This is a genomic window from Escherichia sp. E2748 (genome assembly GCF_005781125.1).
Lineage (GTDB): Bacteria > Pseudomonadota > Gammaproteobacteria > Enterobacterales > Enterobacteriaceae > Escherichia.
Window position 1 is genome coordinate 18,644 of the sequence record NZ_VATP01000012.1, and the last position, 19,472, is coordinate 38,115.

General features: G+C 50.0%; 14 protein-coding genes and 1 pseudogene. 10 read left to right on the top strand and 5 right to left on the bottom strand.

The annotated features are described in order from the left end of the window. Nucleotide 1: 1 nt before the first annotated feature. Together FEK42_RS11820 and gudD are read left to right on the top strand one after the other, a co-directional pair. Nucleotides 2–1,342: an enolase C-terminal domain-like protein gene (locus FEK42_RS11820; protein WP_135492940.1), complete on the top strand. Its 1,341-nt coding sequence runs from the start codon at nucleotides 2–4 to the stop codon at nucleotides 1,340–1,342. A gap of 20 nt (nucleotides 1,343–1,362) precedes the next feature. Continuing rightward, on the top strand, nucleotides 1,363–2,703 hold the full coding sequence (gudD, locus tag FEK42_RS11825; RefSeq protein WP_138211834.1) for a glucarate dehydratase: 1,341 nt from the start codon (nucleotides 1,363–1,365) through the stop codon (nucleotides 2,701–2,703). A 233-nt stretch (nucleotides 2,704–2,936) separates the two neighbouring features. On the opposite strand, the gene barA is transcribed toward gudD, so the two are convergent. Beyond that, nucleotides 2,937–5,693 (bottom strand): two-component sensor histidine kinase BarA, encoded by a 2,757-nt coding sequence (barA, locus tag FEK42_RS11830; protein WP_135492939.1) that lies wholly within the window; start codon nucleotides 5,691–5,693, stop codon nucleotides 2,937–2,939. Nucleotides 5,694–5,749: 56 nt separating this feature from the next. Here barA and rlmD point away from each other — a divergent pair, with 56 nt between their 5' ends. The 7 genes from rlmD to eno all read left to right on the top strand — a co-directional run bounded on the left by rlmD (nucleotide 5,750) and on the right by eno (nucleotide 14,108). Further along, nucleotides 5,750–7,051, top strand: a complete 1,302-nt coding sequence (gene rlmD / locus FEK42_RS11835; RefSeq protein ID WP_130259345.1) for a 23S rRNA (uracil(1939)-C(5))-methyltransferase RlmD — start codon at nucleotides 5,750–5,752, stop codon at nucleotides 7,049–7,051. 47 nt (nucleotides 7,052–7,098) lie between these two features. Further along, nucleotides 7,099–9,333: a GTP diphosphokinase gene (gene relA / locus FEK42_RS11840; RefSeq protein WP_130207682.1), complete on the top strand. Its 2,235-nt coding sequence runs from the start codon at nucleotides 7,099–7,101 to the stop codon at nucleotides 9,331–9,333. Nucleotides 9,334–9,410: 77 nt separating this feature from the next. Further along, the gene (gene mazE, locus FEK42_RS11845) at nucleotides 9,411–9,659 is read left to right on the top strand and encodes a type II toxin-antitoxin system antitoxin MazE (protein ID WP_000581937.1); all 249 of its coding nucleotides are present in this window, start codon (nucleotides 9,411–9,413) and stop codon (nucleotides 9,657–9,659) included. Continuing rightward, complete coding sequence (gene mazF / locus FEK42_RS11850; protein ID WP_130259344.1) at nucleotides 9,659–9,994, top strand: endoribonuclease MazF; 336 nt, start codon at nucleotides 9,659–9,661, stop codon at nucleotides 9,992–9,994. Before mazE ends, mazF begins: the two co-directional genes overlap by 1 nt. Nucleotides 9,995–10,065: 71 nt before the next feature. Continuing rightward, nucleotides 10,066–10,857 (top strand): nucleoside triphosphate pyrophosphohydrolase, encoded by a 792-nt coding sequence (gene mazG, locus FEK42_RS11855; RefSeq protein ID WP_112912024.1) that lies wholly within the window; start codon nucleotides 10,066–10,068, stop codon nucleotides 10,855–10,857. Between the two features lie 227 nt (nucleotides 10,858–11,084). Then, nucleotides 11,085–12,722 carry a CTP synthase (glutamine hydrolyzing) gene (pyrG, locus tag FEK42_RS11860; protein ID WP_130207680.1) on the top strand — a complete coding sequence of 546 codons (1,638 nt, stop codon included), beginning with the start codon at nucleotides 11,085–11,087 and terminating at the stop codon, nucleotides 12,720–12,722. Nucleotides 12,723–12,809: 87 nt separating this feature from the next. Beyond that, nucleotides 12,810–14,108 carry a phosphopyruvate hydratase gene (gene eno / locus FEK42_RS11865; protein ID WP_064528183.1) on the top strand — a complete coding sequence of 433 codons (1,299 nt, stop codon included), beginning with the start codon at nucleotides 12,810–12,812 and terminating at the stop codon, nucleotides 14,106–14,108. 59 nt (nucleotides 14,109–14,167) lie between these two features. On the opposite strand, the gene FEK42_RS11870 is transcribed toward eno, so the two are convergent. From FEK42_RS11870 to FEK42_RS11880, 3 genes and pseudogenes are all read right to left on the bottom strand, one after another. Continuing rightward, entirely contained in the window at nucleotides 14,168–15,088 is a 921-nt protein-coding gene (locus FEK42_RS11870; RefSeq protein ID WP_138211835.1) for a YgcG family protein, read from the bottom strand. Between the two features lie 233 nt (nucleotides 15,089–15,321). Further along, nucleotides 15,322–15,993, bottom strand: a pseudogene (locus FEK42_RS11875) (YgcG family protein); the annotation flags it as partial. 13 nt (nucleotides 15,994–16,006) lie between these two features. Next, complete coding sequence (locus FEK42_RS11880; protein ID WP_135492938.1) at nucleotides 16,007–16,609, bottom strand: LemA family protein; 603 nt, start codon at nucleotides 16,607–16,609, stop codon at nucleotides 16,007–16,009. Between the two features lie 172 nt (nucleotides 16,610–16,781). On the opposite strand from FEK42_RS11880, the gene queE reads away from it, so the two are divergent. Beyond that, on the top strand, nucleotides 16,782–17,453 hold the full coding sequence (gene queE, locus FEK42_RS11885; protein WP_130214529.1) for a 7-carboxy-7-deazaguanine synthase QueE: 672 nt from the start codon (nucleotides 16,782–16,784) through the stop codon (nucleotides 17,451–17,453). Nucleotides 17,454–17,990: 537 nt separating this feature from the next. Here queE and FEK42_RS11890 read toward each other — a convergent pair. Beyond that, entirely contained in the window at nucleotides 17,991–19,469 is a 1,479-nt protein-coding gene (locus FEK42_RS11890; protein WP_135492937.1) for an FGGY-family carbohydrate kinase, read from the bottom strand. Nucleotides 19,470–19,472: the final 3 nt, after the last annotated feature.

Consider the following 19,472-nt stretch of genomic DNA (forward strand, 5'->3'; position numbering starts at 1 on the left):
GATGACGACACAATCCAGTCCAGTCATTACTGATATGAAAGTCATTCCGGTCGCCGGACATGACAGCATGTTGCTCAATATTGGTGGTGCACATAACGCATATTTCACCCGCAACATTGTGGTACTCACCGATAATGCCGGACATACCGGCATTGGTGAAGCACCGGGCGGAGAGGTGATTTATCAAACGCTTGTCGATGCTATTCCGATGGTTCTGGGCCAGGAAGTCGCGCGACTGAATAAAGTGGTCCAGCGGGTGCATAAAGGTAATCAGGCCGCCGATTTTGATACCTTCGGCAAAGGTGCCTGGACCTTTGAATTGCGCGTTAACGCCGTGGCGGCGCTGGAAGCCGCTTTGCTTGACCTGTTAGGTAAGGCGCTGAATGTTCCGGTCTGTGAACTGCTTGGCCCAGGCAAGCAACGCGATGCTATTACCGTCCTCGGTTATCTGTTTTATATCGGTGATCGGACTAAAACCGATCTTCCTTATCTGGACAGTACGCCAGGCAACCATGAGTGGTATCAATTGCGCCACCAGAAAGCGATGAACAGCGAAGCCGTTGTGCGTCTGGCGGAAGCCTCACAGGATCGCTATGGCTTTAAAGATTTCAAACTCAAAGGCGGTGTATTACCCGGCGAGCAAGAAATCGACACCGTTCGTGCATTGAAGAAACGCTTCCCTGATGCGCGGATTACCGTTGATCCCAACGGTGCCTGGCTGCTTGATGAAGCCATTTCTTTGTGTAAAGGCCTGAATGATGTGCTGACCTATGCGGAAGACCCGTGCGGCGCTGAGCAGGGGTTCTCCGGTCGTGAAGTGATGGCGGAGTTTCGGCGGGCGACCGGCTTGCCCGTCGCGACCAACATGATCGCCACCAACTGGCGTGAAATGGGTCATGCGGTGATGCTCAATGCGGTAGATATTCCACTTGCCGATCCGCACTTCTGGACGCTTTCCGGTGCAGTCCGCGTGGCACAGCTTTGCGACGACTGGGGGCTGACCTGGGGCTGTCATTCCAACAACCACTTCGATATCTCTCTTGCGATGTTTACCCATGTGGGCGCGGCGGCTCCGGGTAATCCTACCGCAATTGATACCCACTGGATTTGGCAAGAGGGCGATTGCCGCCTGACGAAAAATCCGCTGGAGATTAAAAACGGAAAAATAGTCGTTCCTGATGCGCCCGGCCTGGGCGTGGAACTGGACTGGGAACAGGTACAAAAGGCGCACGAAGCCTATAAACGTCTGCCTGGCGGCGCGCGTAACGACGCGGGTCCGATGCAGTACCTGATCCCCGGCTGGACCTTTGACCGTAAACGTCCCGTTTTCGGCCGTCATTGATTTTGAATAAGGATATAAATATGAATTCTCAATTTACGACGCCTGTTGTTACTGAAATGCAGGTCATCCCGGTGGCGGGTTATGACAGTATGCTTATGAATCTGAGTGGCGCACACGCACCGTTCTTCACGCGTAATATTGTGATCATCAAAGATAATTCTGGTCACACCGGCGTAGGGGAAATTCCCGGCGGCGAGAAAATCCGTAAAACGCTGGAAGATGCGATTCCGCTGGTGGTAGGTAAAACGCTGGGTGAATACAAAAACGTTCTGACGCTGGTGCGTAATACTTTTGCCGATCGTGATTCTGGCGGGCGTGGTTTACAGACTTTTGATCTGCGTACCACTATCCATGTAGTTACCGGGATAGAAGCGGCAATGCTGGATCTGCTTGGGCAACACCTTGGAGTTAACGTGGCATCCTTGCTGGGCGATGGTCAACAGCGTAGCGAAGTCGAAATGCTGGGTTATCTGTTCTTTGTCGGCAATCGCAAAGCCACACCGTTACCGTATCAAAGCCAGCCGGATGACAAATGCGACTGGTATCGTCTTCGTCACGAAGAAGCGATGACGCCGGATGCGGTGGTGCGCCTGGCGGAAGCGGCGTATGAAAAATATGGCTTCAACGATTTCAAACTGAAGGGCGGTGTACTGGCCGGGGAAGATGAAGCCGAATCTATTGTGGCACTGGCGCAACGCTTCCCGCAGGCACGTATTACGCTCGATCCTAACGGTGCCTGGTCGCTGAACGAAGCGATTAAAATTGGTAAATACCTGAAAGGTTCGCTGGCTTATGCAGAAGATCCGTGTGGTGCGGAGCAAGGTTTCTCCGGGCGTGAGGTGATGGCAGAGTTCCGTCGCGCGACTGGTCTGCCGACTGCAACCAATATGATCGCCACCGACTGGCGGCAGATGGGCCATACGCTCTCCCTGCAATCTGTTGATATCCCGCTGGCGGACCCGCATTTCTGGACGATGCAGGGTTCGGTACGTGTGGCGCAAATGTGCCATGAATTTGGCCTGACCTGGGGTTCACACTCTAACAACCACTTCGATATTTCCCTGGCGATGTTTACCCATGTTGCCGCAGCTGCACCGGGTAAAATCACCGCGATTGATACGCACTGGATCTGGCAGGAAGGTAATCAGCGCCTGACTAAAGAGCCTTTTGAGATCAAAGGCGGTTTGGTACAAGTGCCGGAAAAACCGGGTCTGGGTGTAGAAATCGATATAGATCAGGTGATGAAAGCCCACGAGCTGTATCAGAAATACGGGCTTGGCGCGCGTGATGATGCGATGGGGATGCAGTACCTGATTCCTGGCTGGACGTTCGATAACAAACGTCCGTGTATGGTGCGTTAAGACAGAAAACAAAAACCGGCTCTGTCAGGAGCCGGTTTGAGACTGATGCCAAACACAAAATTGCCTGATGCGCTACGCTTATCAGGCCTACATACTTTTTTAATTCATTGAATTTGAATGGTTTCGTAGGCCGGATAAGGCGTTTTCGCCGCATCCGGCATAAACACAGGCACCTTGTTACCATTCTGAAACCGGCTTCATAAGAAGCCGATTTTTACTCGATAAAATATTTATTACCCAAGAATTTTACTGGCTTCGCGTGCCACATTATCCATCTCGTCCAACAATTCCAGTAGCTCCGGCTCCAAATCTTCTTCTTTAGTACCGCTTCGTAGCTGTTGTTCGATAAGTTGACAGAGATTCTTCATACGCGGCACACCGCTATAGCCGCAACTGCCATGCAGTTTATGAATCAAATCAACCAGGCCTTCCGGGTTTTCCCCAACCAGTTGTTCCTCAACTTTGTTGCGAACTTCTGGCAGGAAATCGAGCAACATTTGCAGCATATCGCGCGCCAGATCGGTTTTGCCAGCGGCCTGGCGTAGCGCCAGTTGCCAGTCCAGAGTCGCATTCTGGTTCACCACAATTTCGTTCACTTCTGGCGTCACAACGCGGGAAGAAATGCCGCTGCCGGGTTTGTAGCGCAGCAGCAAATTATGCAATCGCTCTTCTTCTATCGGTTTCGCCAGATAATCGCTCATCCCCGCGCCAAGTAATTTCTCTTTTTGCCCAGCCATCGCATGTGCAGTCACCGCGATGACTGGCGTTTGTTGCTGGTGCGGAAGCTGGTGGATAAGTTCGCATGCACGAATGCCGTCCATGTCCGGCATTTGAATATCCATTAAGATTAAATCGAACGGCATCTGTTTTGCTCGTTCAACCGCCTGATGTCCGCTATCGCACAACTCCACATGCTGAACCATGTCCTCCAGCAATGCGCCGATAAGTTTCAGGTTGGCGGGGTTATCATCAACAGCCATAACCGTCATTACCAGCTTACTTTCGTCGGTGACAGGCAACAGCGTATTTTGTGTTTGATGGCAAAACTCGGTCAGTACAGGTAACAGACGTGTAGGCGTCAGGGGTTTCAGCAGACACGCGCCGATACCATCTTGCTTGAGTTTTTCGGCATTGACCTGTGCATGGCACGGAAGGGCGAGCATCAGAAAATCGGTCATCGACACCGCTTTCGCTAACCGCTCATGTTGCATCGTTAGCGGTTCGCGGAAAGTCACCGCAATCCCTAACAACATCATGTCGTAATGCGCGGGAGGGAGTGCCGAGAAGCTTGGGCTGTAGACCACCTCAAGCGGTGTTTCGCTTAAAATATCCAGCGTGCACTGCGCGGCTGCCGAGTTCGGTTCGACATAAGCCAGGCGTTTGCCTGTGAGGCATTGGGTGGATGGTCCTTCAATAATAATATTCGGGTTCAGATCGAGATTAATATGGAACCAGAAGGTTGAGCCACGATTCGGCTGGCTATGGAACGAGATATCTCCGCCCATCTCATTAACCAGTTTTTGCGTAATTACCAGCCCCAGCCCGGTGCCGCCATGACGGCGTGAAATACTGGCATCTGCCTGCCTGAAGGCCTGGAACAGGCGCGATTGATCGCGTTCAGGAATACCAATACCGGTATCGCGGATCTGCACTTCAATCTGAACTTTGGTATTACTCAGCGCTCGTTTTTCCACCAGAATATCGATGTTGCCATTCTCGGTGAATTTAATCGCATTCCCTACCAGGTTAGTGATGATTTGCTGTAAACGCAGCGGATCGCCTATCACGTTATCTGGCACGTCGCTCTTAATATTGAGCGTCAATTCCAGCCCTTTATCGTGAGAAGAATGCGCCAGAAGAGTAACCACTTCATCCAGCGTGCTGCGCAGCGGGAACGGAATACTTTCCAGAATCAGCTTGTCCGCTTCCAGTTTCGAGAAGTCGAGAACATCATTAATAATTGCCAGCAAATTATTTGCCGAGCGTTCAATCGTGTTCAGGTGATCGCGCTGCGTTGGCGTTAATTCTGTTTTCAGCGTCAGGCGGGTAAAGCCAATAACCCCATTCAGCGGTGTACGCAGCTCATGTGACATGTTCGCCAGAAACTCGGACTTAATACGCGCCGCTTCCTGGGCGCGCTTTTTCGCCAGGTCCAACTCAACGTTCTGAATTTCCATCTGCTCCAGCGTTTCACGCAGATCGGACGTCGCCTGGTCGATATTGTGCTGCATCTCTTCGTGATAAGCCGCCAGAGACATTGCCATCGAGTTGATGCCGTTTTTCAGCATATCCAACTCGCCGAGCATAAATCCTTCCACCCGGCTGTCGAGTTGTCCTCGGCGGATGCGGTCGACAGTATTCACCATGTTGCGAATCGGGCCGGTTACATCGCGCATGAGTCGCCAGCCAAAAATAAGCGCAATACCAATACAGAACAGCATCATCACGCTGGAAATAAAAATCTCTTTATATTGCTGTAAGCGCACCGATTTAAGGTCCAGCTCAAGGGCAATATACCCCAGCATATTCTGACTATTTTTGGCATCGCTAATGGGCGATTCGTCGGGAGAATAACTCTCGGAGATAATCGGCGTACGCAAAATCATAATATCGCCATCACGTGTGACAGTGAGCTGGCGCGGAAATGGCACGTTACTACCGAGCTGCATTGCTGAAGGGTCGAGATGAAAATTGGAGGTGACAAAGAGTCGGTTATTTTCATCGTAAACTGAAATGGCGCGAACAATATCAGAATGGCGACGATGCAAAACGCTTATCAACTGACCGATAGATTCGCGATTTTGCAGGCTCATGCCATATTCAGTAGAAACTGCAAGCGGCTCAATAATGCTGGCACCGGCATCTTCCAGTTGACGCTGCAAGTCGTTATAGCGATGCACGACGAAAAAGATACTGAGCAATAAACCAATAAGGACGGTCGGCGCCAGGATCAGAATCATCATGCGTGCGCGCAGGCTGTAGTTGGTCATGGAGTTCCGTTATGGGACAATTAAGGTCACACTGTTAAATTGAGAAAGTCTCGCCAATGGCGCAATTCTACTCTGCAAAACGACGCGTGACGACGCGTCAGATCATAACCGTTTCAGTCAACGACCTCGACTCTTTTGGTCAGGGCGTGGCACGACATAACGGAAAAGCGTTATTTATCCCCGGGCTATTGCCGCAGGAAGACGCGGAAGTTACTGTTACTGAAGATAAAAAACAGTATTCCCGCGCTAAAGTCGTGCGCAGGCTAAGCGACAGCCCGGAACGCGAAACGCCACGCTGCCCTCATTTTGGCGTATGCGGCGGCTGTCAGCAACAACACGCCAGCATCGAACTACAGCAGCGAAGCAAAAGTGCGGCGCTCGCCCGGTTAATGAAGCACGACGTCTCTGAAGTGATCGCCGATGTTCCCTGGGGGTACCGTCGCCGCGCGCGCTTAAGCCTGAACTATCAGCCGAAAACACAACAATTACAGATGGGATTTCGCAAAGCGGGTTCCAGTGACATTGTCGATGTTAAGCAATGCCCCATTTTAGCGCCCCAACTTGAAGCATTGCTGCCCAAAGTCAGGGCATGCCTGACCAGCTTACAAGCCATGCGCCATCTTGGTCACGTTGAACTGGTGCAGGCAACCAGCGGCACGCTGATGATTTTACGCCATACCGCACCGCTAAGTTCGGCTGATCGTGAAAAACTGGAACGCTTTTCGCATTCTGAAGGCCTGGATCTGTTTCTCGCTCCCGATAGTGAGATACTCGAAACCGTCTCTGGCGAGATGCCCTGGTATGACTCAAATGGGTTGCGTTTAACTTTTAGCCCGCGTGATTTTATTCAGGTCAACGCGGGTGTGAACCAGAAAATGGTGGCTCGCGCGCTGGAGTGGTTGGATGTGCAGGCTGAAGACAGCGTGCTTGATCTGTTCTGCGGTATGGGCAATTTCACACTGCCATTAGCGACACGAGCGGCTAGCGTGGTAGGGGTAGAAGGTGTTGCGGCGCTGGTGGAGAAAGGTCAGGAAAATGCGCGACTTAATGGTTTACAAAATGTGACGTTTTATCATGAGAATCTTGAAGATGATGTCACAAAGCAACCGTGGGCTAAAAACGGCTTTGACAAAGTGTTGCTGGACCCGGCGCGAGCAGGTGCTGCTGGCGTCATGCAGCAAATTATAAAACTGGAACCCATTCGTATAGTTTATGTATCCTGTAACCCTGCGACGCTGGCTCGGGATAGCGAGGCGTTATTAAAAGCAGGATATACCATTGCGCGACTGGCGATGCTGGATATGTTCCCACACACGGGGCATCTGGAATCGATGGTGCTTTTTTCGCGCGTTAAATAGTTACGATTTGCTGATTTCGGCAGGTCAGGTCCCTAAAGGAGAGGACAATGGTTGCGGTAAGAAGTGCACATATCAATAAGGCTGGTGAATTTGATCCGGACAAATGGATCGCAAGTCTGGGGATTGCCAGCCAGAAGTCGTGTGAGTGCTTAGCCGAAACCTGGGCGTATTGTCTGCAGCAGACGCAGGGGCATCCGGATGCCAGTTTGCTGTTGTGGCGTGGTGTCGAGATGGTGGAGATCCTCTCGACATTAAGTATGGACATTGACACGCTGCGGGCGGCGCTGCTGTTCCCTCTGGCCGATGCCAATGTAGTCAGCGAAGACGTACTGCGCGAGAGCGTCGGTAAGTCGGTCGTTAATCTTATTCACGGTGTGCGCGATATGGCGGCAATCCGCCAGCTGAAAGCGACGCACACTGATTCTGTTTCCTCCGAACAGGTCGATAACGTTCGCCGGATGTTATTGGCGATGGTCGATGATTTTCGCTGCGTGGTCATCAAACTGGCGGAGCGTATTGCTCATCTGCGCGAAGTAAAAGATGCGCCAGAAGATGAACGCGTACTTGCAGCAAAAGAGTGCACCAATATCTACGCGCCGCTGGCGAACCGTCTCGGGATCGGGCAACTGAAATGGGAACTGGAAGATTACTGCTTCCGTTATCTCCACCCGACTGAATACAAGCGCATCGCCAAATTGCTGCATGAACGCCGTCTCGACCGCGAACACTATATCGAAGAGTTTGTCGGTCATCTGCGCGCTGAGATGAAAGCTGAAGGCGTTAAAGCTGAGGTGTATGGTCGTCCGAAACACATCTACAGCATCTGGCGCAAAATGCAGAAAAAGAACCTCGCCTTCGATGAGCTGTTTGATGTCCGTGCAGTTCGTATTGTTGCCGAGCGTTTACAAGACTGCTACGCCGCGCTGGGGATAGTGCACACTCACTATCGCCACTTGCCGGATGAATTTGATGATTACGTCGCAAATCCGAAACCAAACGGCTATCAGTCTATTCATACTGTGGTACTGGGGCCGGGTGGCAAAACCGTTGAGATCCAAATCCGCACCAAACAGATGCATGAAGATGCAGAGCTGGGTGTCGCTGCGCACTGGAAATACAAAGAAGGTGCGGCTGCTGGCGGGGCGCGTTCGGGACATGAAGACCGGATTGCCTGGCTGCGTAAACTGATTGCGTGGCAGGAAGAGATGGCTGATTCCGGCGAAATGCTCGACGAAGTACGCAGCCAGGTCTTTGACGACCGGGTATACGTCTTTACGCCGAAAGGTGATGTCGTTGATTTGCCTGCGGGATCAACGCCGCTGGACTTCGCTTACCACATCCACAGTGATGTCGGACACCGCTGCATCGGGGCAAAAATTGGCGGGCGCATTGTGCCGTTCACCTACCAGCTGCAAATGGGCGACCAGATTGAAATTATCACCCAGAAACAGCCCAATCCCAGCCGTGACTGGTTAAACCCAAACCTGGGCTATGTCACAACCAGCCGTGGGCGTTCGAAAATTCATGCCTGGTTCCGTAAACAGGATCGTGACAAAAACATTCTGGCTGGACGACAAATCCTTGATGACGAGCTGGAACATCTGGGGATCAGCCTGAAAGAAGCAGAAAAACACCTGCTGCCGCGTTACAACTTCAATGATGTCGACGAGTTGCTGGCGGCGATTGGTGGCGGGGATATCCGGCTCAATCAGATGGTGAATTTCCTGCAATCGCAATTTAATAAGCCGAGTGCCGAAGAGCAGGATGCCGCCGCGCTGAAGCAGCTTCAGCAAAAAAGCCATGCCCCGCAAAACCGCAGTAAAGATAACGGGCGCGTGGTAGTAGAAGGTGTCGGCAATCTGATGCACCACATCGCGCGCTGCTGTCAGCCGATTCCTGGTGATGAAATTGTTGGTTTCATTACTCAGGGACGCGGTATTTCTGTGCACCGCGCCGATTGTGAACAACTGGTGGAGCTACGCTCCCATGCGCCAGAACGCATTGTTGATGCAGTATGGGGCGAGAGCTACTCCGCCGGATATTCGCTGGTGGTCCGCGTGCTGGCTAATGATCGTAGTGGGTTGTTGCGTGATATCACGACCATTCTCGCCAACGAGAAGGTGAACGTGCTTGGCGTTGCCAGCCGTAGCGATACCAAACAGCAACTGGCAACCATCGATATGACCATTGAGATTTATAACCTGCAGGTGCTGGGCCGCGTGCTGGGTAAACTCAATCAGGTGCCGGATGTTATCGACGCGCGTCGACTGCACGGGAGTTAGGCCGAAATTTGCTCGTATCTACAATGTAGATTGATATATACTGTATCTACATATGATAGCGGTTTGAGGAAAGGGTTATGATCCACAGTAGCGTAAAGCGTTGGGGAAATTCTCCTGCAGTGCGGATCCCGGCTACGTTAATGCAGGCGCTCAATCTGAATATTGATGATGAAGTGAAGATTGACCTGGTGGATGGCAAATTAATTATTGAGCCAGTGCGTAAAGAGCCCGTATTTACGCTTGCTGAACTGGTCAACGACATCACACCGGAAAACCTCCACGAGAATATCGACTGGGGGGAGCCGAAAGATAAGGAAGTCTGGTAATGGTAAGCCGATACGTACCCGATATGGGCGATCTGATTTGGGTTGATTTTGACCCGACAAAAGGTAGCGAGCAAGCCGGACATCGTCCGGCTGTTGTCCTGAGTCCGTTCATGTATAACAACAAAACAGGTATGTGTCTGTGTGTTCCTTGTACAACACAATCAAAAGGATATCCGTTCGAAGTTGTTTTATCCGGTCAGGAATGTGATGGCGTAGCGTTAGCTGATCAGGTAAAAAGTATCGCCTGGCGGGCAAGAGGAGCAACGAAGAAAGGAACGGTTACCCCAGAGGAATTACAACTCATTAAAGCCAAAATTAACGTGCTGATTGGGTAAGTGTTACTAACTCACTTCTATTCTGGTCACAGGCTTCCACCTGACAGACCCGCAATTTTCAGGACATTCCAATGAATCAAATCGACCGTTTACTCACTATCATGCAGCGCCTGCGCGATCCGGAAAACGGCTGCCCGTGGGATAAGGAGCAGACATTTGCTTCTATTGCGCCTTATACCCTTGAAGAAACCTACGAAGTGCTGGACGCCATTGCCCGCGAAGATTTTGACGATCTGCGCGGTGAACTGGGCGATCTGTTGTTCCAGGTGGTGTTTTACGCGCAAATGGCCCAGGAAGAAGGGCGCTTTGACTTTAATGATATTTGTGCTGCGATCAGCGATAAATTAGAGCGTCGCCATCCGCATGTTTTTGCTGATAGTTCTGCCGAAAACAGCAGTGAAGTTCTCGCCCGTTGGGAGCAGATCAAAACCGAAGAACGCGCGCAGAAAGCACAGCATTCGGCGCTGGACGATATTCCTCGCAGTTTGCCGGCTTTAATGCGCGCACAAAAAATCCAGAAACGTTGTGCCAACGTTGGCTTCGACTGGACGACGCTTGGCCCGGTGGTTGATAAAGTCTACGAAGAGATCGACGAGGTGATGTACGAGGCGCGGCAGGCTGTTGTCGACCAGGCTAAACTGGAGGAGGAAATGGGCGACCTGCTGTTTGCCACGGTTAATCTGGCTCGCCATTTAGGGACGAAAGCAGAAATCGCATTGCAAAAAGCGAACGAAAAATTTGAGCGTCGTTTTCGCGAAGTGGAGCGTATTGTTGCCGCGCGTGGACTGGAAATGACAGGTGTTGACCTCGAAACAATGGAAGAAGTCTGGCAACAGGTAAAACGGCAGGAAATTGATCTCTAAGGGAATTACGCGGTCAAGCGCCATTTGTGTCATTTTTTAAATGACAAGCGCTTGATTTGCGTCAAAAACATTTACCCCAAAGGGGCTATTTTCTCACTCCTGATTTCAATGGTGCGCTGGCGAAGAGGAGGGATAATGAAAGTTTGTGGCACAGGTCATGTTCGGGTATACTGCTTTCCCGTCCTGGTTATTCCATCGTCTTTTCAACCTAACTTCTCAGGTTCAGCATGACAACGAACTATATTTTTGTGACCGGCGGGGTCGTATCCTCTCTGGGTAAAGGCATTGCCGCAGCCTCCCTCGCAGCCATTCTTGAAGCCCGTGGCCTCAATGTGACTATCATGAAACTGGATCCGTACATCAACGTCGATCCAGGTACTATGAGCCCAATCCAACACGGGGAAGTGTTCGTTACTGAAGACGGCGCTGAAACCGACCTGGACCTGGGTCACTACGAGCGTTTCATTCGTACCAAAATGAGCCGCCGCAACAACTTCACCACGGGTCGTATCTACTCAGACGTTCTGCGTAAAGAACGCCGCGGTGACTACCTCGGCGCAACCGTACAGGTTATTCCACACATCACTAACGCTATCAAAGAACGCGTTCTTGCAGGTGGCGAAGGCCACGACGTGGTTCTGGTCGAAATCGGCGGTACCGTAGGTGACATCGAATCCCTGCCGTTCCTCGAAGCGATTCGCCAGTTGGCTGTTGAAATTGGCCGTGAGCACACTCTGTTTATGCACCTGACGCTGGTGCCGTACATGGCAGCGTCTGGTGAAGTCAAAACCAAACCGACCCAGCACTCTGTAAAAGAGCTGCTCTCCATCGGTATCCAGCCTGACATCCTGATTTGTCGTTCAGATCGCGCCGTTCCGGCGAACGAACGTGCGAAGATTGCATTGTTCTGTAATGTTCCGGAAAAAGCGGTTATTTCTCTGAAAGACGTCGATTCCATCTATAAAATTCCGGGCCTGTTGAAATCTCAGGGGCTGGACGATTATATTTGTAAACGATTCAGCTTAAACTGCCCGGAAGCGAATCTGTCCGAATGGGAACAGGTTATCTTCGAAGAAGCGAATCCGGTGAGTGAAGTCACCATCGGTATGGTCGGTAAGTACATTGAACTGCCGGACGCTTACAAATCAGTGATTGAAGCACTGAAACACGGCGGGCTGAAAAATCGTGTCAGCGTCAACATCAAACTGATCGATTCACAAGATGTTGAAACGCGCGGTGTTGAAATCCTTAAAGGTCTGGACGCGATCCTCGTACCTGGTGGTTTCGGCTATCGTGGCGTAGAAGGCATGATTACTACCGCGCGCTTTGCGCGTGAGAACAATATTCCTTATCTGGGCATTTGCCTGGGTATGCAGGTGGCGCTAATTGATTACGCTCGCCATGTTGCCAACATGGAGAACGCCAACTCTACGGAATTTGTGCCAGACTGTAAGTACCCGGTTGTGGCGCTGATTACCGAGTGGCGCGATGAAAACGGCAACGTTGAAGTTCGTAGCGAGAAGAGCGATCTCGGTGGCACCATGCGTCTTGGCGCACAGCAGTGCCAGCTGGTTGACAATAGCCTGGTTCGCCAGCTGTACAATGCGCCGACAATTGTTGAGCGTCATCGTCACCGCTACGAAGTCAACAACATGCTGCTGAAACAGATTGAAGATGCAGGTCTGCGCGTTGCGGGCCGTTCCGGGGATGATCAGTTGGTCGAGATCATCGAAGTTCCGAATCACCCGTGGTTCGTGGCTTGTCAGTTCCATCCGGAGTTTACTTCTACTCCACGTGATGGCCACCCGCTGTTTGCTGGCTTTGTAAAAGCCGCCAGCGAGTTCCAGAAACGTCAGGCGAAGTAAGTAAAAAAGTTAGAACGGCAACGCGTACCCTGGGTACGCGTTGTTTGTCTGGAGTTTCAGTTTAACTAGTGACTTGAGGAAAACCTAATGTCCAAAATCGTAAAAATCATCGGTCGTGAAATCATCGACTCCCGTGGTAACCCGACTGTTGAAGCCGAAGTACATCTGGAGGGTGGTTTCGTCGGTATGGCAGCTGCTCCATCAGGTGCTTCTACTGGTTCCCGTGAAGCTCTGGAACTGCGCGATGGCGACAAATCCCGTTTCCTGGGCAAAGGCGTAACCAAAGCTGTTGCTGCGGTTAACGGCCCGATCGCTCAGGCGCTGATTGGCAAAGATGCCAAAGATCAGGCTGGCATTGACAAGATCATGATCGACCTGGACGGCACCGAAAACAAATCTAACTTCGGCGCAAACGCAATCCTGGCTGTGTCTCTGGCTAACGCCAAAGCTGCTGCAGCTGCTAAAGGTATGCCGCTGTACGAGCACATCGCTGAACTGAACGGTACTCCGGGCAAATACTCCATGCCGGTTCCGATGATGAACATCATCAACGGTGGTGAGCACGCTGACAACAACGTTGATATCCAGGAATTCATGATTCAGCCGGTTGGCGCGAAAACTGTGAAAGAAGCCATCCGCATGGGTTCTGAAGTTTTCCATCACCTGGCAAAAGTTCTGAAAGCGAAAGGCATGAACACTGCAGTTGGTGACGAAGGTGGCTATGCGCCGAACCTGGGTTCCAACGCTGAAGCTCTGGCTGTTATCGCTGAAGCTGTTAAAGCTGCTGGCTATGAACTGGGCAAAGACATCACTCTGGCGATGGACTGCGCAGCTTCTGAATTCTACAAAGACGGTAAATACGTTCTGGCTGGCGAAGGCAACAAAGCTTTCACCTCTGAAGAATTCACTCACTTCCTGGAAGAACTGACCAAACAGTACCCGATCGTTTCTATCGAAGACGGTCTGGACGAATCTGACTGGGACGGTTTCGCATACCAGACCAAAGTTCTGGGCGACAAAATCCAGCTGGTTGGTGACGACCTGTTCGTAACCAACACCAAGATCCTGAAAGAAGGTATCGAAAAAGGCATCGCTAACTCCATCCTGATCAAATTCAACCAGATCGGTTCTCTGACCGAAACTCTGGCTGCAATCAAGATGGCGAAAGACGCTGGCTACACTGCAGTAATCTCTCACCGTTCTGGCGAAACTGAAGACGCTACCATCGCTGACCTGGCTGTTGGTACTGCTGCAGGCCAGATCAAAACTGGTTCTATGAGCCGTTCTGACCGTGTTGCTAAATACAACCAGCTGATTCGTATCGAAGAAGCTCTGGGCGAAAAAGCACCGTACAACGGTCGTAAAGAGATCAAAGGCCAGGCATAAGTCTGACTTTATCTGATTTAAAAATGCCAGCCTTCGGGCTGGCATTTTTTATGGTCGAGTTACCAGCGGCCTGAGGAACCACCGCCTCCAGATGAACCACCGCCACCGCTAAATCCGCCACCGCCGCTAAACCCACCACCACTTGAGCCACCACCGGCAGAGGATGAAGAAGAACCTTTTCTTGAAGCTCTTTCTTTACCGAGTTTCTTATATTTGGCGCGTAGTTTTTTACTAACGATAAGCCAAAAGATAAGCAGCACTACGATCGCGAAAGGCGTTAACATACCGCAGGCAACGATTAAAGACGTCCATGGCCCAGGCTCGGCAACATAGAGGAATACCATCCCGTAAATGGCGCCAGTGAGTGCTATCCAGGGGAGATTTGACGGATCGGTAAAAACAATAAAATATGAAAGCACCGCCAGTAATATAATTACAGCAAGCGATAATGGAATAGGGGGATTGATACTGTAGTAATTCCCCCTGTTTTCCGGTAATTCACCATTCAGCAGAAGTGCGCCAATATTTTCGCTTGCCAGTGTTAACCCACCCATAAGGTCATCACTTTTGAAAGCAGGGATTAATATATCACGGATAATCTTCGCCGCTTGCAGGTCGGTAACCACCCCTTCCAGCCCGTAGCCCACTTCAATGCGAACTTTACGATCTTCCCAGACGACCAGGATCAGAATACCATCGTCACGCCGCTCATCCCCCAGTTTCCAGCTATCAAAAACGCGAGTTGCATATTGTTCAATGGTATCGTCCCCGGTGGATGGCACAATTAATACGGCGACCTGGGCTCGTGTTTTTTGTGTAATATCCTGCAGCTGTTGTGTCAGTGATTGTTGTTCAGACGAGCTTAACGTACCAGTAATATCGGTCACCTGTTGGCGCAACTCCGGCACAGCAATTTGCTGGGCAAGCACCGGAAGGCACCACAAAGCGAGTAAAATAAAGATTAAGCGCATTACGATCACCAGCGCCCGGAAGCGCCACCGCCACCAGACGAACCGCCGCCACCGCTGAAATTGTCATTGTCGAAAGAGGATGAAGAGGAAGATGACGACGATGATGAAGAATGCCAGGAGGCCGAGTTGCTTCTTTCGTAACGTGATGGTCGGTTGGCGCTACGCATTGAATCACGCACCTTTCTGCCGAAAGGTGTGAAAGCGATAGCTACGGTCAGGAATGGTGTGGCGAAACATAATAATGTGGCAAGAACTCCCCAGCTCCCGCTATATCCAGCGATGGGAAGTACAAAAGCCAGTACTATGGCAGCAAAGCAAATCACTCCCAGCGTTTTGACATATCCTCTGGCGGAAATAAAGGTCAGTACTATCGCCCAGACTATCAAAGCCCACCAACCGCTAAAGGGCAAAGGGTGATCGGGCGATGTGTTATTGACTAAATCATTTCCTGATAGTCGGGTTTCAATATCACTGATACCCTGTTGCAAGCCGCCAGTAAGGTCGCCTTTTTTAAACGCTGGAATAATACTGTTGCGAATAATTTGCCCGGACTGTGCATCAGTAAGAATACCCTCAAGCCCGTAACCGATTTCAATATGAACTGTATGATCTTGCCAGGCAACTACCAGTAAAATACCGTCATCACGACCTTTATGGCCGGGCTGCCAACTCTCGAACACACGTGTTGCATATTGCTCGATGGTTTCTTCGCCTGTGGTTTCAACCACCAATACCACAAGCTGCGTCTGTTCTTTTTGCGTCAGGGCTTTAATCTGGCTGGTCAGCGTACTTACTTCCCCTCTGGTTAATGTCCCTGTTAAATCATTCATATATTTAGGTAATTCAGGTACTGGAACTTGCACTGCAAACGCAGATGAACAGACCAGAACAAGAAGTAAGATAAAATTTTTCATATAATTAACTCGCCTAATGAGCATTAGAATTCTGGCTAAAATCTATTGTTGGGGCTTTGCTTACTGCGGCGACATCATCCGGCAAATAATTTTTCTTTGGTGTGTAATCCATGACCTTTGCGGTTAACACTGCGGGAAATTTGCGGATAGTGACATTATATTGTTCAATGGCTTTAATGTATCTTCCTCGCGCGACAGCAATTCGATTTTCGCTTCCTTCGAGTTGTACCATTAAATTTTGATAGAGTTCCTGAGCCTTTAATTCTGGATAACGTTCACTAATAATCGTTAACTGCCCGAGAGTGCGAGTTACCTGCGCCTGAGCTTGTTGCCAGGCTTGTAATTTTTGCTCATCTCCCGGAGCTTGCTGAAGATCGCTGCTGGCACGATTAGCTTGACTACGAGCTAACGTAACGGCCTCCAGTACCTCTTTTTCATGGCTGGAATAACCTTTAATGCTGGCGACAAGATTAGGAATAAGATCTGCACGGCGTTGATACTGATTCAATACTTCTGACCAGGAGGCATTGACCTGTTCATCATAGGTTTGAATATCGTTATAACCGCAACCTGATAAATTGAAAATAAATATAAATACGATGAATATTCTAAACATGTTTAAATCCCTTTTATTTAATTCCTTAAAACATAATACGCCGCTTCATTTTATTCTTAATGATCTGATTCACTTTTTACCTTAAACCCGCCTGTAACAGAATGTTAATAAAGCATGAATATTGCGGCAGGATCTGCAATAATTAACAATTATCCACTTCTCAGAGAATGCTATGCAGTACCCGATTAACGAGATGTTCCAGACCCTGCAAGGTGAGGGTTACTTTACCGGCGTCCCCGCCATTTTTATTCGTTTACAGGGATGCCCGGTCGGCTGTGCCTGGTGCGACACCAAACACACATGGGAAAAGCTTGAGGATCGGGAAGTTTCCCTTTTCAGCATTCTGGGGAAAACGAAAGAGAGTGATAAGTGGGGAGCAGCAAGCAGTGAAGACTTGCTCGCAGTCATCGGTCGTCAGGGATACACCGCGCGTCACGTGGTGATTACGGGTGGTGAACCTTGTATTCATGACTTGATGCCACTAACTGACCTGCTCGAAAAGAACGGTTTCAGTTGCCAGATAGAAACCAGCGGTACTCATGAAGTGCGTTGTACGCCGAATACCTGGGTCACCGTGTCGCCAAAACTGAATATGCGTGGCGGTTATGAAGTATTGTCGCAAGCCCTGGAGCGAGCTAACGAAATCAAACACCCAGTTGGACGCGTACGGGATATCGAAGCACTGGATGAATTGCTGGCGACGCTGACCGATGATAAACCGCGAGTCATTGCACTTCAGCCAATTAGCCAGAAGGAAGATGCTACGCGTTTGTGCATTGAAACTTGCATTGCGCGTAACTGGCGTTTGTCGATGCAAACACATAAATATTTAAATATTGCCTGATTAAACATTTATAAGCGTTGTAAATGGGTGGGGTTTGTAAAGACTCCCACTCATTTATATTTTTTGTCGCCTCTGAACACTCATCCATTTTGCCCATTCCGGGCTAATCATTGTCATTCTCTACAAATTCTGTGGCGTTAATTTTTCACTGGAGTGAAAATTATTACGTCGGAGTTTGGTAGATTTTAGTTTGTATAGAGTTATTTTATATATTTATCTTTTCAATCAATGGATTAAGTGCTCTTTAACATAATGGGTATGTTGTTTGTGTGATCCTGTAAAGTTGGTATATTGTGACTGGCTTAAAAAATCATTAATTAATAATAGGTTATGTTTAGAGAGTTCCCCGCGCCAGCGGGGATAAACCGCCTCCTTGCGGAGCCGCACCCTTTTTCCCTATGGAGTTCCCCGCGCCAGCGGGGATAAACCGAATATCAAGGAAGTCATGAAGACTTCGACTATGAGCTCCCCGCGTCAGCCGGGGATAACCATTCAGGTATGTTCAGGCCGGGCAGTTTCCCGCCCGGCCTTCCTCACTTACGCATTCGACCAGCTCTGGATTGAATCTGCATTCCCCAGCTCACCATGCATCACTTCATACGATTTTTTCAGGATCACATCAGTATGTTTGGTTAAATCTTTGAAAATACCTTTATTCATCGCATCGTAGCGTTTGGCATTGCTCTCAATCGGCATAAAGACATCTTTCACGCGAACCATTTTGTCGACAGCCGTTGCGTAATCTGGATACAGACCAAGCCCTACAGCCGTGTTGATCGCCGCCCCCAGGCTTGCACAACCGTTAATGGCATTACGGCGCGCCGGAAGATTGAATACATCGGCAAAAATCTGCATAAACAGATCGCTGTTCGAACCACCGCCAGTAATGATTACATGCTTCGCAAAGTGATTCATTTCATTACACATATTGTCGTAATTGTTCTTCAGCGTTAGCGCCACGCTTTCCAGTATCGAGCGATATATCCATGCGTAATCCATGCTGGAATCAAAGCCGATCATAATCCCACGCTTGTAGGGTTCCCACGGATTGGTCAGCCAGTCCAGCACTGTCATCAGACCATTACAGCCAGGTGGCACACAAGAAGCTTTTTTGTTGAGCAAATCTTCCGGTGAAAGATCTTGTGCTTTGGCATCCTGAATTAACGACTCGCCTAACATGTCGCGCAGCCAGCTCACCGTCCACATGCCTTTTCGGATACCGTAACCTTCATAAAGCAACGTTTGCGGAATAGAAGACATAATCGGCCAGTACGCCAGCGGATCTTTCGGCAGTGCTTTACCGTTCATCATCAATGCGATGTAAGTGCCAAGAGAAATTACTGCCGTTTCATCATCCAGTAACCCGGCTCCCAGAGCTTCTACCGGTTTATCACTGGTGGTACAAACAACCGGCAGTCCTGCCGGGAAATGCGTCGCCAGCGCGGCTTGAGGTGTGATATGCCCAAGAACAGTGCCTGGCATTTGCACATCAAAAAGCATCTGGCGGGGGATATTAAACTTCTCCATTACCGCAGCATCTTCACTCCATGCCCAGCGCTTATAATCAACTGGCCACTGACCAAAATAGTTGGCGATATTATCTTTTAATTCCCCCGTTAAACGGTGCGCCAGATAACCCGAAAAAGAGGTGACATACGCCACATCAGGATTCGTATTTTCGTAAGGGCGTGTAACGCGTGCATCCTGCCAGCTAATCAACGGAGCAGCAGGCGTGCCATCGGCTTTTAGTAACGCACGACAGCAACGGATTGATCCCAGGCCGATGCCAACAATATCTTCTTTATTCCCGGCAAACTGGCTCATTAAATCGTGACCGGCAAAACATAATGATGCCCATAAATCGTCGTCAGGATGTTCTGCGGTATCGGCATCCGGCGTGTGCATCGGCTGTAATAAGCCTTTACCTTCGCAAACTACATTACCTTCCAGATCGTACATCACTACTTTTGTGCTCTGACTTCCGCCATCAATCCCTATGATGTATTTCTTCGACATGAT

Excerpts from the sequence above, each read along its gene's own strand:
- FEK42_RS11820 (WP_135492940.1), top strand. The coding sequence starts at position 2 with ATGACGACACAATCCAGTCCAGTCATTACTGATATGAAAGTCATTCCG.
- gudD (WP_138211834.1), top strand. The coding sequence starts at position 1,363 with ATGAATTCTCAATTTACGACGCCTGTTGTTACTGAAATGCAGGTCATC.
- barA (WP_135492939.1), bottom strand. The coding sequence starts at position 5,693 with ATGACCAACTACAGCCTGCGCGCACGCATGATGATTCTGATCCTGGCG.
- rlmD (WP_130259345.1), top strand. The coding sequence starts at position 5,750 with ATGGCGCAATTCTACTCTGCAAAACGACGCGTGACGACGCGTCAGATC.
- relA (WP_130207682.1), top strand. The coding sequence starts at position 7,099 with ATGGTTGCGGTAAGAAGTGCACATATCAATAAGGCTGGTGAATTTGAT.
- mazE (WP_000581937.1), top strand. The coding sequence starts at position 9,411 with ATGATCCACAGTAGCGTAAAGCGTTGGGGAAATTCTCCTGCAGTGCGG.
- mazF (WP_130259344.1), top strand. The coding sequence starts at position 9,659 with ATGGTAAGCCGATACGTACCCGATATGGGCGATCTGATTTGGGTTGAT.
- mazG (WP_112912024.1), top strand. The coding sequence starts at position 10,066 with ATGAATCAAATCGACCGTTTACTCACTATCATGCAGCGCCTGCGCGAT.
- pyrG (WP_130207680.1), top strand. The coding sequence starts at position 11,085 with ATGACAACGAACTATATTTTTGTGACCGGCGGGGTCGTATCCTCTCTG.
- eno (WP_064528183.1), top strand. The coding sequence starts at position 12,810 with ATGTCCAAAATCGTAAAAATCATCGGTCGTGAAATCATCGACTCCCGT.
- FEK42_RS11880 (WP_135492938.1), bottom strand. The coding sequence starts at position 16,609 with ATGTTTAGAATATTCATCGTATTTATATTTATTTTCAATTTATCAGGT.
- queE (WP_130214529.1), top strand. The coding sequence starts at position 16,782 with ATGCAGTACCCGATTAACGAGATGTTCCAGACCCTGCAAGGTGAGGGT.
- FEK42_RS11890 (WP_135492937.1), bottom strand. The coding sequence starts at position 19,469 with ATGTCGAAGAAATACATCATAGGGATTGATGGCGGAAGTCAGAGCACA.